This window comes from Lunatimonas lonarensis (genome assembly GCF_000390185.1).
GTDB classification, from domain to species: domain Bacteria; phylum Bacteroidota; class Bacteroidia; order Cytophagales; family Cyclobacteriaceae; genus Lunatimonas; species Lunatimonas lonarensis.
In genome coordinates this window covers 210,049-226,414 of record NZ_AQHR01000110.1, presented here as the reverse complement: position 1 = coordinate 226,414, position 16,366 = coordinate 210,049, and the positions used below count along the sequence as shown (strand labels likewise).

Genomic DNA, 16,366 nt, shown 5'->3' with positions numbered 1-16,366 from the left:
GTCGGGAAGACATGCGCAATATGAGCTCAATAGAACCGAGCACACAAAGGCTATTTCAGCATCAAAGCCGCTCCGTAAGCAGATCCCAGCGGAAAATCGGAGAACTGCAGGTCATAAAACGGCAACAATTCCTTCAGCATACGAATAAACAGCTTGTTGTTGACAAACCCTCCGTCGATATATACTTTCCTAATGTCCGAACTGCCCAATGCCAATTTTAAAGAAGCCACCTGCATGCGCACCAGTCCCCACATAACCTGATGGTAGGCCTGTTCAAAGGTCTGGTACTCGGACGGATTCCATTGGTTGTCCCCAAACACCTCCCGGACAAGGGGCGTCAATGCCATGGTTTCCGGGTAGAACGTCGCAGGAATTTCCTCAAACACAATATCCTGAAGCATACGCTCGTCACATGGAACGTCCTTATAATATTTCGAGGGCTTTTTGAACAGGGCATTTAGCTTTTCCACCTGATAATCCAGTTCGTAACCCAAAAAAAACCGACTCGCCTTTACCGTGGTACCATGAATGGAGAGGAAGTTCAAGCAGTCACTCTGAAGCTCCTCAAAGGTTAGATCACCCGTCGGGTACGGGTTTAGCGTGATAGACCAGGTACCGGTAGAAATCAGGGCAAATGGCTCCTCCGTCTTTATCAGGTAGGCAGCCAATGCAGAGGAACTGTCATGAATCCCTACTCCAACCTTCACCGATTTTCCGCAGATTTTTTTGGTGAAATAATGAGTCGTCGGAACGATCGTGGGAAGCTTCTTGGAGATCCCTTCATCGTAAACCCACCGGTGGTAATCCTTCTTGGGAAAATCCCACATCTTGGTATGACAACCTATCGAGGTAGGTTCAGCGACCGCTTCGCCCGTAAACAAGTAGGAAATGTACTGAGGCAAATGCAGCGAGTACTGAACACGGTCAAACACGGCAGGGCGCTTTCTCTTCAACCAATAGAGCTGCAGACCGGAGTTGAGCATACCTAAGGTAGGGGATGCCGTAACCCGGTTGATTTCCTCCTCCGGATACGCATTGTAAAATGCCTCATGGAGGTCGGTTGGAAATTCCTTAAGGTAATTATAAATTGGCGTCACCGGTTTTCCGTCTACGCCAATGGAAACAAAGGAAGCACCGTAGGTGGAGAAGTTGAGTGCTTTGAGCTCGTAATCGGGATTATCACAAAGTAAACGTACCTTTTCCTTTGCCCAAGAAGCTATTTTTTCCAAATCATCACATTCATCTCCATCTTCATCTTCGATCGTGGGGAACTTTATGTACTCTTCGCTTATCTCATTCAGTTCTTCGTCAAATAGGAAGAATTTCTTATTCGTTTTGCCTATATCAAATATTGCGATAACAGGTCTAGCCATGGGTCTGGTTTAGGTTGACAATAGTAAAATGAAGGGGCCTGACAGTAACATGTGCCCTATCAGGCTCCCCAATTATAATCCGGTAGAGATGGACTTTGCACCTCTCTCCTCTATCAATCGCTTTCGCACTTCGAGCGCACGGAAGGCCTCTATGGGCTGTATCGCCGCTCCGGCCCTTAGTCGGGCCTCGGCTATCAAGGGCCGAACGTCCGTCCTGTGTGCATCCTGTAGCAATTCCTGTGCCTTAGCTGGGTCATTGGACTCCCTGGCCTCTTCTAGGCGCGGGCGATCAATAAGCAGGGCTTGGGCATAAGCTAGCTGAATCGCTTCAACCGACTGGAGCAAATCCTCCAGCGGATCTTTGAGGTTGTGGCTGGCATCAATCATCCACGCAGGACTTGGGTTGGTACTTCGAGGGTCTTCCATCCCCTCTACCAGCTCATTGAAAATCAAAAACAACTGATAGGGCTTCAAGGCACCCACAGTTAGGTCATCGTCTCCAAATTTGGAATCGTTGAAATGGAAGCCTCCCAGCTTGCCTCGCATCATAAGCGTGGCAACAATCTGTTCGATGTTGGTATTGGGCAGGTGATGTCCCAAATCCACCAAGGTGAAGGCTCGGTCTCCAAGCTCGGAGGCCAACAGATGAGAGGTACCCCAATCCTGTATAACCGTCGAGTAAAAATACGGTTCATAAGGCTTGTATTCCACAAATAACTTCCAATCCTCCGGCATACCTGCGTATATCTCCTTCAGGGAATCCAAGGTACGTTGTAAGGCCTTTCTGAAATTCATCTGTCCGGGAAAGGAGGAACCGTCTGCCAACCACACCGTCAAGGATTTTGACCCCAATGCTTCTCCATGGCGTATTACCTCCAAATTGTGGTCAATCGCCTGTTGCCTTACCGCATGAGAAGTATGACACAGTGACCCAAACTTATAAGAATGTGCCTGTGCCGGTTGGTCTTGAAAGGTGTTGGAATTTACGGCATCAAAAACCAGTCCGTGTGAAGCAGCATGAGCCTTAATAGCATCCACGTCGGAAGGGATATCCCAAGGAATATGCAATGAGATTGCCCCTGAGGCTCTATTGAGGGCATGTAGGAGCCCAACATCGTCCACCTTTTCCTCCAGAGATCGGGGCTCACCCCCACCGGGAAATCGCCCAAACCGGGTGCCGCCAGTCCCAAGGGCCCAGCTGGGAATGGCAATTTGGAATTTACTGATTTTTTGGATAAATCCACTGACATCCACTCCTTTTCTATCCAGCTTTCCGCTTAAATAGGCAAAACTCTCCCGATGATCCGAGAGAGTTTTACCATTATGCGACTGGATGAATTCTGCATCAATACGCATAGTTCGTTGTTTATCTTACAAAAGCAGCAGCTACTCCACCGTCCACGTTTAATATATTACCTGTACTCTTGCTGAGGTCTCCACCTACGAAAGCAAATACCGCAGAAGCTATGTCAGCCGTGCTGATGATTTCGTTCATGATGGTTCGCTTCGCATAAAACGCCGGAAGTTCCTCGATACTAATACCATACGCCTTTGCCCGTCCTGCGGCCCAAGCGCCTTCCCATATCTTACTGCCCTCAATGACCGCATCCGGATTTACCACGTTAACACGGATTTTATCCGGCCCCAGTTCGGCAGCCAACAGACGGCTCATATGTACCTGTGCTGCCTTGGCTGTACCGTATCCTACGTTGTTTGGCCCGGAAACCAAGGCGTTCTTGCTCGCAATATTGATGATATCTCCTCCCTTGTTCTGGGCACGTAGGATGGCCACTGCTGCTTTGGAAACTGCAAACTGCCCCTTTACCAACACGTCCTGCAACAAGTCCCACTCTTTCTCTGAAGTTTGATCGATGGGCTTGGAAATAGCAAGTCCGGCACAGTTTACTACGACATCTACACCGCCAAATTTCAAAATGGTTTCTTTCAACGCTCTTTCTATGTCAGCCATGCTGGTGACATCCATAAGCGTACCTGCTCCGGTATCTCTGTTGTACGTCGCGACCGCGGCGTCCAGGTTGTCCTTGTTGATATCAGTGATAAAGACGCATGCACCTTCGGCAGCCAACCGGTCGGCGATGGCTTTTCCTATGCCACCTGCACCTCCCGTGACGAACGCAATCTTTCTGGAAAGTGGTTTTTCTTTAGGCATACGCTGTAGCTTTGCCTCCTCCAACAACCAATATTCGATGTCAAAGGCTTCCTGAAGAGGCAGAGCCACATACTCGGAGATTGCCTCGGCACCTTTCATCACATTGATGGCGTTGATGTAAAACTCGCTGGCTACCCGCGAGGTTTGCTTATCTTTCGCATAAGAGAACATACCTATGCCCGGCCATAGAATAATAACCGGATTGGAGTCACGTACCCCTGGACTATTGGGATGCTTGTGGTCTTCATAATAATTGACATAGTACTCACGGTATTTTTGGAACTCCACTTCCAGCTTTTCCTTCAGCGCAGCACCGTCGCTCAAATCATAATCTGCGGGGATATCGAGTACCAGCGGCCGAATCTTTGTTCTAAGGAAGTGATCCGGACAGCTTGTCCCAAGAGGAGCCAGCTTGTCCAGGTCATGGCTGTTGATAAACTCCAGCACACGGGCGTCGTCGGTAAAGGTGCCCACCATTCGGTTGTAACTGGAAGCCAACCCACGCAAAATAGGAGCGATCTTCGCTGCCTGATCCTGGCGCTGATCCGCTTCAAGCGATTGCACCCGCTGACCACCAAACACAGGGCGGGATTTTCCATAGTTATCCTCTAGGTATTGGGAAGCTTTTTCGATAACCTCAAGGCTGTTGATATAGCATTCGTAGGCCGTATCACCCCAGGTAAACAAACCGTGACCACCCAACATGATGCCCCGGATACCCGGGTTATCCTGTACGGCTTTTTCCAGCTTTAACGCAATGTCAAACCCAGGACGTTGCCAAGGCACCCAAGCAATCTGACCCTCAAATAACTCTTGGGTTATTTTTTCGCCATCTTTGGAAGCGGCAATGGCAATGGCGGCATCCGGATGTAAGTGATCGATATGCTTAAACGGCAAAAAAGCGTGGAGTGGTGTATCGATAGAGGGCGCCTTTGAGTCGAGGTCGTATATACAATGGTTAAATAATCCTACCATCTCATCTTCAAACTCCAGGCCTCTGTACACGTTTTTCAGTGAATGAAGTTTCTCTTGGTACAAGCCCGCAAGCCCACTGCGCTTCAGCGTACCAATATCGCCTCCAGAGCCTTTTATCCACATCACCTCGGTCTTTTCCTTCGTTAGCGGATCTATCTCCATGGTTTTGCAACTGGTGTTGCCCCCACCATAATTGGTAATCCTCAGGTCTGAACCCAAAATATTGGAGCGATAAAGTAACAGTGCTACCTGATCATCTCCCAGTTCCTTTTCCTTTTCTTTGTCCCAAAGGTAATTTACGTGTTTAAAGCTCTTTTCTGAAACTGACATACTGTTTTATTCTTTAGTTGTTAAAATACATCTTTTGGAAGTACGCAAATATAAATCATCTGGTTTGTCCAACTATCCTGTTCTATGCTGGAATAGGCCGAGAATTTATCAAAAAGCGGTTAATTCAGTGATAAATTCATACATCTACACACATTTTTCGAACCATTTTCGCCACTGGCGACAATTTCTTCGATGTTTTCAAATTCGTTTTGCCTTGCATTATTTATAGGGAGAGGGGCTTACCGAGGTCCAGCCTCCGTCGATGACCAAGCTTTGACCTGTAATATGCCTTGCCTCTTTGGAAACCAAAAAGGCAACCGCATGGGCTATATCCTCGGGGCTGGCGGGCCTTCCCATCGGTGTAATCGAGGACCAGATGCCCACAAAGTCCTCCTGCTCGAGGGTGCGCTCGGTAACCGTTGCGCCAGGTGCAACGGCATTCACGTTGATGCCAAACTCAGACACTTCTACGACCAGACCTTTGGCAAGCATTTCCAAAGCTGCCTTGGTCATGCCGTAGGGAACGAGGTTCTTATGGGCCTGGTGCCCGGTAACCGACGACATCAAAACAATTGATCCTCCCTGCCCCTGTTTTATCATTTGCCTGGATCCGGCCTGGGCCAAAAAGAAAGAACCGCCAAGATTGAGGCGAAGCACGCGCTCAAAATCCGACGGCTTATAGGTAAGGAAATCCCCGTAAATGGTGATTCCTGCATTGGCAATTACCGCATCCAATTGCCCAAAAACCTCCACCGCTGCCTCCACAAGTTGCTCGATGAAGCTGGGATCAGATGCATCACCGGACAGCCCAACACAGGAAGCTGGGAAGGATCCATTGATACGTTCGGTGGCCTGTTGGGTCAGTGTCGGGTCTAGGTCGTTTAGCAGGATACGGTAGCCCTTTTGAGCCAACACCTGGGCGATTGCCAAACCTATGCCGACACCCGCTCCGGTCACAATTGCGACCGGAGGGGATACCTGCTGTTGATTGTTCATGAAAGTCTGGTTGGTTTGTCTTTCCCGTGCATCATGAAGCGGGAATTTGTTAATTGGCTAGTGGGAGTCTTTCGAAACCTCACTCCCGGAGCTTCCTTTTAGAAAGTCCAGGTCAGCACCGAAGTTGGCCTGCTCTACGTGCCTCACATAAAGTCCCACGTAGCCACGGTCGGTAATAGGCGCCGGCTTTTTCCAAGATTCTTTTCTGGCGTTTAACTCCTCGTCAGATACGAGGACATTCAGTTTTCTCGCCAACACGTCCAATTCAATGATATCTCCTGTCTGGACGACGGCAAAATTACCCCCTTCTGCGGCCTCCGGAGTGGCGTGAAGCACTACGGTACCAAAGCCTGTACCGCTCATCCTACCATCGGAAATACGGACCATGTCCGTAATTCCCTTTGCAAGCACTTTGGGGGGAAGTCCCATGTTTCCGACTTCCGGCATTCCCGGATAGCCCCTGGGGCCTACGTTTTTAAGGATCATCACGGAATTTTCGTCTATGTCCAGGTCTGGATCATCGATCTTGTGCTTATAATCGTCTATATCATCAAATACGACGGCCTTACCACGATGTTTCATCAAGTGCGGGCTGGCGGCGGAAGGTTTGATGATTGCTCCGGTCTCGCAAAGATTCCCCTGCAGAACCACTATACCCGAGGTAGGGTTAAACGGCTTGTCCAGTGGGGCGATGACTTCTTCGTTGTAGTTTTTGAAGGATGCGTTTACGTCTCCGATCGGCAAACCGGTCACGGTGATGCTGTCATTGTTCAAATGATCCTTCAGCTGATGGATGATGGGTGGTAATCCGCCGGCATAATAAAAATCCTCCATGAAATACTTTCCGGAGGGCTGAAGGTTGGCAAGGAGGGGAATATTTGCCGAAAAACGGTCGAAATCTTCCAGCGTAAGCTCAACTCCGATACGCCCAGCAATTGCCAGCAGGTGAATCACAAAATTAGTGGATCCCCCTATGGCCGCGTTGACCATAATGGCGTTTTCGAAGGCTTTGCGGGTAAGGATGTCCGTAGGTTTCAGATCTTTCTCTACCATCTTGACAATCTCCATACCGGACAGGTGTGCCAAAATCCTTCGTCCGGAGTCGGGAGCGGGAATGGCTGCGTTTCCCGGCAACGTCAGCCCCAACGATTCAACCATACAGGCCATAGTGGACGCCGTGCCCATTACCCCGCAGTGTCCGTCACTTCGGCATAGTCCTCGCTCTGCCTCGTACAAGTCTTCTTGGTTCATCGCACCGGATCGGGAGGCCTCGCTAAATCGCCAAATATCACTGGTGCTGATCTGACTTCCTCTGTACCGACCGGTGAGCATCGGCCCTCCGGACACGACAATGGTGGGTATGTTCACGCTGCAAGCTCCCATTACCAATGCGGGAGTCGTCTTGTCGCAGCCACAGAGCAACACCACCCCGTCCAAGGGGTTGGCGCGGATGGACTCCTCTGTATCCATGCTGGCCAGGTTTCGGAACAACATAGCTGTAGGCTTCATCACCGTTTCCCCCAAAGACATTACGGGAAATTCCACAGGAAAGCCTCCTGCCTCTAATATCCCCTTCTTGACAAACTCCGCCAAGTCCCGAAAATGGGAATTACACGGCGTCAGTTCCGACCAGGTGTTACAGATGCCAATGATGGGTTTTCCTCCCATTTCATGGGTTGGGATTCCCTGCTTTTGAAACCAGGAACGGTAAATCAATCCGTCTTTACCGGTTTTACCAAACCAGCCCTGACTTCTTCTGTTGTTATTATCCATAGGTGTTAGGTTATTTTCTATTGTCGTCGTCAAAGTTACGGGGAGTTTGGATGCCTTTCGCTCCCATTCCCAAAAATAAAGAGCCCGAGATGAAAGCTTGTGTGGCCTTTTTCCGCCGTTGACAGTATAAGGTTAGCAAAAGTTTGAATGAAATTAAAATATTATTTGACGAAATACCCAGGTAAATATTTTAATACACCTTTCTTTGTTAAATTTAGCAGGCAAAAAATTAATAATAGACCAAATAAGTTGATCAGGAATGAGCTTTGAAATCAAATCATCGGCAGAGACCTACGACGCGATCATCGTCGGGTCAGGTGCCGGAGGAGGTATGGCAGCGAAAATACTTTCCGAAGCAGGATTGAGTGTGGCCGTCTTGGAGGCGGGCAGTGATTTTGACCCAGCTTTGGAGGAATACCGTACCCAACTGCGTTACCCTTGGGAATCGCCGCGAAGAGGTGCCAGCACCGTCCGGGCGTTTGGCGATTTTGATGCAGCCTATGGAGGCTGGGAAATCGACGGAGAGCCCTATACCCGAAAAGACGGCACTCAATTTGACTGGTTTAGGTCCCGTATGTTAGGAGGACGTACCAACCACTGGGGACGCATCTCCCTTCGGTTTGGCCCTGATGATTTCAAGCGAAAGAGTATTGACGGTCTCGGAGACGATTGGCCGATTTCCTACGATGATGTGAAGCCCTACTACGACCGGGTGGACAAGCTGATAGGTGTTTTTGGCTCGAAAGAGGGCATCCCAAATGAACCGGACGGCTATTTCCTGCCCCCTCCCAAGCCGCGCCTACACGAGTTGGCCTTTATGAAGGGGGGAAGTAAAATAAATATCCCTGTCATTCCTTCCCGTATTTCGGTACTAACCCGCCCGGTCAACAACGAGCGTGGCGCCTGTTTCTTCTGCGCACAGTGTAACCGCGCCTGTCAGGTCTATGGAGATTTTTCTTCCGGAACGGTACTTGTCAAACCTGCCATGAAAAAAGGGCATGTAGACCTGTATACCTATGCCATGGTACGAAAGGTGACCACCAACGATCAGGGAGAAGCGACCGGTGTTTCCTATGTGAGCAAGGTCGATATGCAGGAATACAAGCTCAAAGGACGGGTAGTCGTACTGGGTGCATCGGCCTGCGAAACCGCCCGCATCATGATGAACTCCAAATCTACCCGCCATCCAAACGGACTCTCAAACAGCAGCGGAACCCTTGGCAGGTACCTGCATGACTCCACCGGTGCGAGCCGGTCAGCGTTGATGCCCGAGCTGTTGGGCAGAGACAAGTACAACGAAGACGGCGTGGGCTCCATGCACGTATATACCCCTTGGTGGCTCGACAACAAAAAACTGGACTTCCCTAGGGGCTACCACTTGGAATTTGGCGGTGGTATGCGCATGCCCAATTATGGTTTCGGCTTTGGAATGGAAAGCATGCGGCAGCATATAAAGGATGAGTTTGGTAATCCAAGTCCAAACGGCGGTTATGGCGCAGGTCTGAAACGGGACATCCGAAATGTATACGGCGCCACCATCGGCATTGCCGGCAGGGGTGAAAGTGTTCCTCAATACGACAACTACTGCGAAATCGACCCACACGTTGTCGACAAATTTGGCATTCCTGTTCTTAGGTTCCATTACAAATGGACAGACTATGAAGTGAAGCAGGCCAAACACATGCAGGACACCTTCGAGGAGATTTTTACGGCGATGGGAGCCAAAATCCTGGGAAGCAGACCGGGTGCCGACACAGAGTATGGACTGGCAGCACCGGGCAGAATCATCCACGAGGTAGGTACCTCCCGAATGGGCAACGATCCCAAGACTTCGGTGTTGAATAAATATTCCCAGGCGCACGAATGCAAAAACCTTTTTGTCGTGGATGCAGGTTCCTTTGTTTCCCAGGCAGACAAAAACCCCACCTGGACCATCTTGGCCTTGTCCATGCGCACCTCCGAGTATATCATCGATCAACTGAATAAAAAGAATATCGGCTAAGTAACCGATAAACTCCTTTTTTCCCGGGCTGCCCTTGGCAATTTTATGCTAAAGGCAGCCCCTTTCATTATAGGAAATCATTAAAAATATTGTATGAAGACATTAGATATTACAGACGTAACTAACTATGTGGAGGAAAATATCGGGGATTTTCACTCCAGAAGAGTAGACAAACTGGGAGAGCTTAAATTAAAAGACGTCCTTAAACGGAAGAACCCATATCTTTTTAAAGCAAAGAATATTTTAACCGCTCAAGATTTAATCCAAGCAATTGTCGATGCTTTTATCTCGTCAAGTGAAGAGGGAATTTTTGGAAATTGGTTAGAGGGCCTAGCTATCCACGTGAACAGTTTGGTGTATGGAGGTAGGAAATCAGGAATTCCAGGTATTGATCTAGAGTTTACGAAAGGCAACGAGTTATTTATTGTTTCAATTAAGTCGGGGCCTGATTGGGGAAACGATAGTCAGATTAAAAAAATGGTTGATCATTTTAACTCTGCTAGAGCAGTCCTAAAAACTTCGGGTGCTAAAATCAACGTAACTGCAATCAATGGATGTTGTTACGGAAAAACCACTCCACGTAACAATTACAAGAAGAAGGGTGACTATTTCAAATATTGTGGGCAGGTATTTTGGGAATTTATTTCCGGCAACAGCGAACTTTACAAAGAGATTGTTGAACCCCTCGGCCATCTTGCCAACGAAAAAAATGATGAGTATAAAATCGCTTATGCCAAGAAAATAAATATGTTCACGAAACAATTAACAGAGGAATTTTTCACAGAATCAGGCGAAATCGACTGGAATAGATTGTTGGAATTTAATTCTAAAGGAACAATATAATCCAAATTGAGCTATATCGGCATTAGAAGCTTTTGCTTTTCAAATTGCTTTATTGTCGCTTGAAATTCCATTTTCCATTCTTTATCAGATGTATTTCTATAACGAGAATAGGAGAACCCATCGAAAGTTTGCACCTTCTCCCCATTCAATAACTTGATTATAAGTTTTCCAATCGCAAGGCCCAACCCCACGGGTACAGCGTTTCCTATCTGTTTGTATTTATCTAAAATGCTGCCCTGTATATCCCAATCATCTGGGAATTCTTGAATTCGCTTGTATTCTTGAACACTTAATGGCCTGTCTTCCTCAGGATGAGCTAAATCCGTTGCTGGCATTGCCGGATGAGTCACCAAGGTGGGACTGGGTTTATCCCAATGAAGTCTTCTTAGAAAGCCCGTCTTCCCTCCACCTGAAAAATAGGACTTGCCCATTGCTTCCCGTTGTAATTCATCGGGAAGATTTCGCCAATTCTCTCCAGATTTCAAAAGCCGATAATATTTCAACCTTTTTTCGGGAAATGAAATACATTCTAGATTACCACCAATGCCCTCAACTGCTTCCTGAAAAGTTTTCCATTTCGGCAATCCGAAACTGCCACCTTCTGAGTTGGTTGGTTCTAAATAGGGGGGCCTTTTTCCATCTCTTGAGCAGATTAACACGACACGTTCTCTTTGCTGGGGAGTTCCAAAATTAGCTGCGTTGTACAAATTGAAGCTCAGTGCATAACCCGCCGCTTCTAGTTTATTAAGTATCTCGTGTAGAGCACCACCCGGCAATTCGTCTACTGTCAAATTTGGGAATCCTTCTCCACGTTGGTTATGCGGTCGATGCTTTAGAGGTGCCGACAATAATCCCCGTACATTCTCTATCACCGCATACCTCGGATTCAACCCAATAATCATATCGATAAATGAAAGAAAAACATTTCCTCGTTCATCCTCAAACCCTTTTCTATTTCCCGCTGTACTGAAAGCTTGACAAGGGGGGCCTCCAACAACCAGATCTATTTCATCCGTCGCACTAAGGCCTGAAATCTCTCGAACTGATTTTGGGGAAAAGTCTCGAATATCACCGACAAGGGCGATTTCCGGCCTGTTTTTTACGATTGTCTTTCGACAGGCATTATCAATTTCACTCGCGAATAGCGTTTGAAAACCAGCTTGTTCTAGGCCAATATCCATACCCATAGCCCCACTAAAAAAACTCAGGGCTATTGGTTTGTTTGTCCGTTTGGGAATCCCTAGTCCATAAAAAAGTCGATCCTCCGCAACGCCGGCACTCGTAGATGAACAATATTCTTCCAAATCCCCCCTGTCAATAATCCAAGATTTTCCAACCCTCTCAGATCTTAATTTACCTTCCCGACACAAATTCCGAACTTGCTGTGGTGTAACTTTAAGAATATCTGCCGCCTCTTGTACGCTTAACATGGTACCTTATTTTTTTTCGCTTACGAAATTATAAAAGGTACCTTAACAAACAAAGTATTTCTAATAAAATTGAAAGTTGGCCAATACTTCCGAAGGGTTGTAAAGGAGAATAATAATATACTTCACAAGGAAATCCTGATATATTGTAGATCTGAAAAATCATATAACCCAAGCAAAATCTAATATTTATGAAAAAGAACCGATAAAATATATTTTTATACTGTTATATTGATTATCTTTATGAATTTAAAAAAATAATTTTCTGGGCTTGCTTGTCCGATTCCGAAAATTCGGCGGCGGATTCGGTTTCGTTAAAAGTTTAGAAAGCAGAAATGAACCAGGCCGATTAATGGTTGTTTGTCAGCTAGGAATCAGCATAAATGTATGGCCAGACGTTTGAAATTTACCTCTTTTATTCAAAACTATTTTTATTATGGATTTTCTGCACATTATTCCACTAGTTCTTGGACTGATCTATTTTTCTATCTTTTTCGGCATCTTGTATTTGGTGTACAAGTGGGTGAATACCTTTATTGCACTTCGTCGTGAGCAAAACGAACTGCTGAGAGAAATTATCCGAAAGATGGGGGAGCTGAGGTAGGGATCAGGAAAATTACGATGTGGTGAATCTCAAAAAACGGTGTAATGGGGCATGATTATACTCTTTTGTAATGCACCTGAACCAGTCCGGTATCAAAAGTATCGGTTTTGATGAGCTGCAGTCGCTGCGGAGTTCGGCCGTCTTTAAAGAGCTTGATACCGTCCCCGAGTAGAATGGGGACGATAGATATAATCATTTCATCAATGAGGTCACTTTTCAGTAACTCATGGATCACCTCTGCCCCGCCATCGCAATAGATGTTTTTGCCCTTTTCGCTTTTGAGTCTACTTACTAAGGTTTCGAGCTCACCGGAATAAAACCGTGTTCTACCAACCGGCGCGCGTTCGGAGCGGGTGATGACGTACACTTCCCGTTCCCCGTTATCGTAGTGCTCTGTTCCGATCTCCCGGAGCACCCAGTCGTAGGTCTTTCTGCCGATGATAATTGTGTCTACCAGGGACGTAAAGGCTTGGTATCCATAGTCCTCACCTTCTTTCTCCACGATTTTCAGGAAGTCCAGGTTTTCGCCAGGACCGGCAATATAGCCATCCAGGCTACAGGCAATAAACAGACAGAGTTTTCGCATGGCTTGGATAGGGATTGGTGACCCTATGGGAATCAAAGTTAGCATTTCTCAAAGAAAAGGCTCCGTTGTACCAAAAATATCGAGTTAGCAACTTGTCGTACGTCAGATTTTTCTGACTCTTACCTTATCCTTCGTGATCGTTATAAAAAGATGGTCCGAATTTCGATAATAGGTTTCCAGCGATTTAATAATATTTTTTTTAATATGAATGATTTCCTGTTTTTCATACCGCAAAAAAATCACTGAACAACCTTGGATACCATGAGAAAAAACCAACTCACCGAAATCTTTATCCTCCGTAAGTAAAAAGCCTTTTTTAGACTTTACGGTTTCGATGACTATCCGGTCGCTAACTCCTTGTAGGTGTTCTCGGATGGAAAAAACCTCGTATTCCAATTCCACTAGATGATCAATCAGCTCTTTTCAAACATTTTCATCAGCGACGATCATACGTTTTCCAAAGACTCCTCATTCGCAATTATATCCGCTGCATATTCAAGTGAAGCCAGAATATGCTCTTTAGTCAGATTGGGATAACTAGTTAATAGATCTGTCAGCGTATAGCCACCAGCCAGCTTTCTCATAAGGAGCTCAACTGTGATACGGGTTCCCTTTATGATCGGCTTTCCAAGCATGATCTCCGGATTCCTTTCTATATATTGGTTATGAGACATAGTATTCCGGCGTTAACAGCGATTTTCTGTGATTATACATCAGGGATGCGTTTTTAATGGGGAACATCAAATGATAATCAGAATGTTCCGTTTTCTTCTATCTGTCTATAAGTGCAAAATTGCAGTAGTATATTGTGAAAGGTACGAAAACCAAGGAATGTGTCCAAAGAAATCATGCCTTAGTTTCAAGCGTTTGGCCAATAGAACTTTGGGTCAATTCGTTTATAAACTCCATTTTTTTACACAAAACCTATTCAATCCGTAAAAAAACCAAGTCATCACCCGCCCTTGCGTCGTTCTCCAGATGCAACCAACTCACACACAAACAGCCTAAACCCCGCCTCGCTGCGGGTACCGATCAGAAATTGATTACCTCCGTCCCGGAGTCGATACTTCTTTTTCAGGTCTTCGGCACGGAGGGCATAGTTGCGGGTGATCACATTCACGATCCCCGAAGGAAACAGTTCTTTGAGCTCCCGTTTGGGCTGCCGGATTTCCTGCAAAATGCGGAAAACCCTCCCCGGTAAATCGTCGATCACCGAGGTTCCGGAGTACAAATGGCTGTTGGGATGGAGTTTCCTGAGATCGAATCGCCGAGCAAAGCTCCGAAAAGCACCCGCTTTTAAGATCGCCGCGTGGGGCTCGATCAGAAACTCCCCGGCCTCTCCGTATTCAGCCAGCACCGCTTCTTCTTCCGGATAAGTAAATGAATAGGTGTGGGTCTCCTCGGGATGAATATCGACGCAGTGGATATTCGGGCTGCTTACGCTTTTTCCTGCCTCCCAAAAAAACAAGAGCTCCTTCACCTCATTTTTATGCGCCAGCACCCAAACTTGCTGTATGTCCGGCAGGGAAGCCAGAGCTCCCTTGATGTCCAGCATGGGAGATACCTTAGCGAGTATTGCATTTCCTTTTTGGGTTAGTTCCGACCAGTTTACGACCAGATTGGGCTCACAATCCTCCAGACGTACCAACTTGCGGTTGTGCTCTCCCCTGCGGGCGGGATCCAGGTAGATTAGGTCGTATTTTTCGACACAACCGGCCAAAAACGCCAGTCCATCACCGGTATGGACACGAATGGATTCTGGAGCAAGGTGGGAAAAATTATGGGTAGCAAGTTCTGCCAGCTCCGGCAGCTTTTCCACGTAGTCGGTCTGGGCAAAGGATTGGGAAAGGAAAAAGGTATCCACCCCCAAACCTCCCGTGAGATCTATAAGGGTATTAGCCTGTACCAAGGAGGCCTTATAGCGGGCAGTGACCTCGGAGGAGGCTTGCTCCAGGGAAAGACCGGACGGAAAGATAAGATCCTCATTTTTTGCCCAAGAGGGTACCTTATCCTGAAGGCGCTGCCGGGCATATATCTGCTGTATAGCCAGCTTGAGGTCGAAGGAGGTCTTGCCTCGATGGCTTAAAAGCAAATGTGCAGGATCCCTGTCAAGGTTATCCTGCACAAACTGTTTTAGCGATTCGTTATCGTAGCTGGAAAGATCCAACGCTACGCCATACTGTGTTCCACGAGGTAGGAAGCAATCTGCACGGCATTGGTAGCCGCTCCCTTGCGCAGGTTGTCCGCGACGATCCACATGTTGAGGGTGTTTGGCTGACTCTCGTCACGACGCAGCCGTCCCACAAATACCTCGTCCCGCTTATGGGCGTTAAGTGGCATAGGGTATACGTTGTTGGCAGGATCATCCTGCACCACCACGCCAGGTGTATTGGATAGCAGCTCGCGCACCTCGCCGAGGTCAAAATCCTTTTTGAACTCCACGTTCACCGACTCGGAGTGTCCTCCCATCACGGGAATCCGTACGGTCGTGGCGGTGACTTGGATACTAGGATCGTCGAAGATCTTCTTCGTTTCATTGATCATCTTCATCTCCTCCTTGGTGTAGCCGTTGGGCTGGAACACGTCGATATGGGGAAGCACGTTCAGGTCTATTTTATAGGGGTACACCATGTCGGGTTTTTCGCCTTTGCGCTCGGCCATCATCTGATCTACCGCCGCCTTGCCAGTTCCTGTCACCGACTGATACGTAGACACTACGATCCGCTTGATACCATACTTCTCCCGAAGTGGCGCCAAAGCCAGCACCATTTGGATGGTGGAGCAGTTGGGGTTGGCGATGATCCGGTCGTCGATGCGCAGCGCTTTGCCGTTGATCTCCGGAACGACCAGCTTTTTGCTGGGATCCATCCGCCATGCGGAGGAGTTGTCAATCACGATGGTTCCCACTTCGGCAAATTTCGGTGCCCACTCCAAGGAAGTGCTTCCACCAGCCGAGAATATGGCAATGTCGGGCTTTTCTGCCACCGCCTGACTAAGTCCTATCACCGTATATTCCTTACCCTTGAAAGAAAGCTTCTTACCGGCGGATCGCTCGCTCGCTACCAAGAGCAGTTCATCAAAGGGAAATTGGTGCTCGTCGAGCACCTCGAGGATTTCGGAGCCTACCAATCCGGTGGCTCCCACTACGGCTAGTTTCATCTGTCTATAATTGTTTTTTAATGGTCAGAACTTGTCCCGGTTTATCGGGATGGAATCTCGCATGGCAGCCCCGGATAGCTATCGGGGCATCCCAGTGTGTGACGGCTACGTCATGCTCGATTTCATGT

Annotated in this window: 14 protein-coding genes; 3 read left to right on the top strand and 11 right to left on the bottom strand. The window is 47.6% G+C overall.

Annotated elements, in window-relative coordinates; all coding sequences use genetic code 11:
* Positions 1-50 precede the first annotated feature (50 nt).
* The 5 genes from ADIS_RS20130 to ADIS_RS20110 form a co-directional block, all read right to left on the bottom strand.
* Positions 51-1,373 (bottom strand): FGGY-family carbohydrate kinase, encoded by a 1,323-nt coding sequence (locus tag ADIS_RS20130; RefSeq protein ID WP_010856564.1) that lies wholly within the window; start codon positions 1,371-1,373, stop codon positions 51-53.
* 72 nt (positions 1,374-1,445) lie between these two features.
* Entirely contained in the window at positions 1,446-2,729 is a 1,284-nt protein-coding gene (locus ADIS_RS20125) for a TIM barrel protein (RefSeq protein WP_010856563.1), read from the bottom strand.
* 10 nt (positions 2,730-2,739) lie between these two features.
* A complete protein-coding gene (locus tag ADIS_RS20120) occupies positions 2,740-4,848 on the bottom strand; it encodes a bifunctional rhamnulose-1-phosphate aldolase/short-chain dehydrogenase (RefSeq protein WP_010856562.1) in 2,109 nt (702 codons plus the stop codon).
* 219 nt (positions 4,849-5,067) lie between these two features.
* Positions 5,068-5,844 carry an SDR family NAD(P)-dependent oxidoreductase gene (locus ADIS_RS20115; RefSeq protein ID WP_010856561.1) on the bottom strand — a complete coding sequence of 259 codons (777 nt, stop codon included), beginning with the start codon at positions 5,842-5,844 and terminating at the stop codon, positions 5,068-5,070.
* 57 nt (positions 5,845-5,901) lie between these two features.
* Positions 5,902-7,617, bottom strand: coding sequence for an IlvD/Edd family dehydratase (locus tag ADIS_RS20110; RefSeq protein ID WP_010856560.1), 1,716 nt, complete (start codon positions 7,615-7,617; stop codon positions 5,902-5,904).
* 259 nt (positions 7,618-7,876) lie between these two features.
* Between ADIS_RS20110 and ADIS_RS20105 the strand changes: the two genes are divergently transcribed.
* Both ADIS_RS20105 and ADIS_RS20100 read left to right on the top strand, forming a co-directional pair.
* Complete coding sequence (locus tag ADIS_RS20105) at positions 7,877-9,619, top strand: GMC oxidoreductase (RefSeq protein ID WP_010856559.1); 1,743 nt, start codon at positions 7,877-7,879, stop codon at positions 9,617-9,619.
* Between the two features lie 93 nt (positions 9,620-9,712).
* Positions 9,713-10,462, top strand: coding sequence for a PmeII family type II restriction endonuclease (locus ADIS_RS20100; protein ID WP_010856558.1), 750 nt, complete (start codon positions 9,713-9,715; stop codon positions 10,460-10,462).
* 11 nt (positions 10,463-10,473) lie between these two features.
* Here the strand turns inward: ADIS_RS20100 and ADIS_RS20095 are convergent, their stop codons facing one another.
* Positions 10,474-11,892: a DNA cytosine methyltransferase gene (locus ADIS_RS20095; RefSeq protein ID WP_010856557.1), complete on the bottom strand. Its 1,419-nt coding sequence runs from the start codon at positions 11,890-11,892 to the stop codon at positions 10,474-10,476.
* Positions 11,893-12,325: 433 nt separating this feature from the next.
* On the opposite strand from ADIS_RS20095, the gene ADIS_RS23270 reads away from it, so the two are divergent.
* Positions 12,326-12,493 (top strand): hypothetical protein, encoded by a 168-nt coding sequence (locus ADIS_RS23270; RefSeq protein WP_010856556.1) that lies wholly within the window; start codon positions 12,326-12,328, stop codon positions 12,491-12,493.
* 55 nt (positions 12,494-12,548) lie between these two features.
* Here the strand turns inward: ADIS_RS23270 and ADIS_RS20090 are convergent, their stop codons facing one another.
* From ADIS_RS20090 to ADIS_RS20070, 5 genes are all read right to left on the bottom strand, one after another.
* Entirely contained in the window at positions 12,549-13,079 is a 531-nt protein-coding gene (locus ADIS_RS20090; RefSeq protein ID WP_010856555.1) for a dihydrofolate reductase family protein, read from the bottom strand.
* Positions 13,080-13,181: 102 nt separating this feature from the next.
* Entirely contained in the window at positions 13,182-13,493 is a 312-nt protein-coding gene (locus ADIS_RS23730; protein ID WP_394330321.1) for a DUF5615 family PIN-like protein, read from the bottom strand.
* 32 nt (positions 13,494-13,525) lie between these two features.
* Positions 13,526-13,753, bottom strand: coding sequence for a DUF433 domain-containing protein (locus tag ADIS_RS20080; RefSeq protein WP_035807106.1), 228 nt, complete (start codon positions 13,751-13,753; stop codon positions 13,526-13,528).
* A 278-nt stretch (positions 13,754-14,031) separates the two neighbouring features.
* Positions 14,032-15,336: a class I SAM-dependent methyltransferase gene (locus tag ADIS_RS20075; RefSeq protein WP_238325465.1), complete on the bottom strand. Its 1,305-nt coding sequence runs from the start codon at positions 15,334-15,336 to the stop codon at positions 14,032-14,034.
* On the bottom strand, positions 15,249-16,238 hold the full coding sequence (locus ADIS_RS20070; RefSeq protein WP_010856551.1) for an aspartate-semialdehyde dehydrogenase: 990 nt from the start codon (positions 16,236-16,238) through the stop codon (positions 15,249-15,251). The genes ADIS_RS20075 and ADIS_RS20070 overlap by 88 nt, the downstream gene beginning before the upstream one ends.
* Between the last annotated feature and the right edge of the window lie 128 nt (positions 16,239-16,366).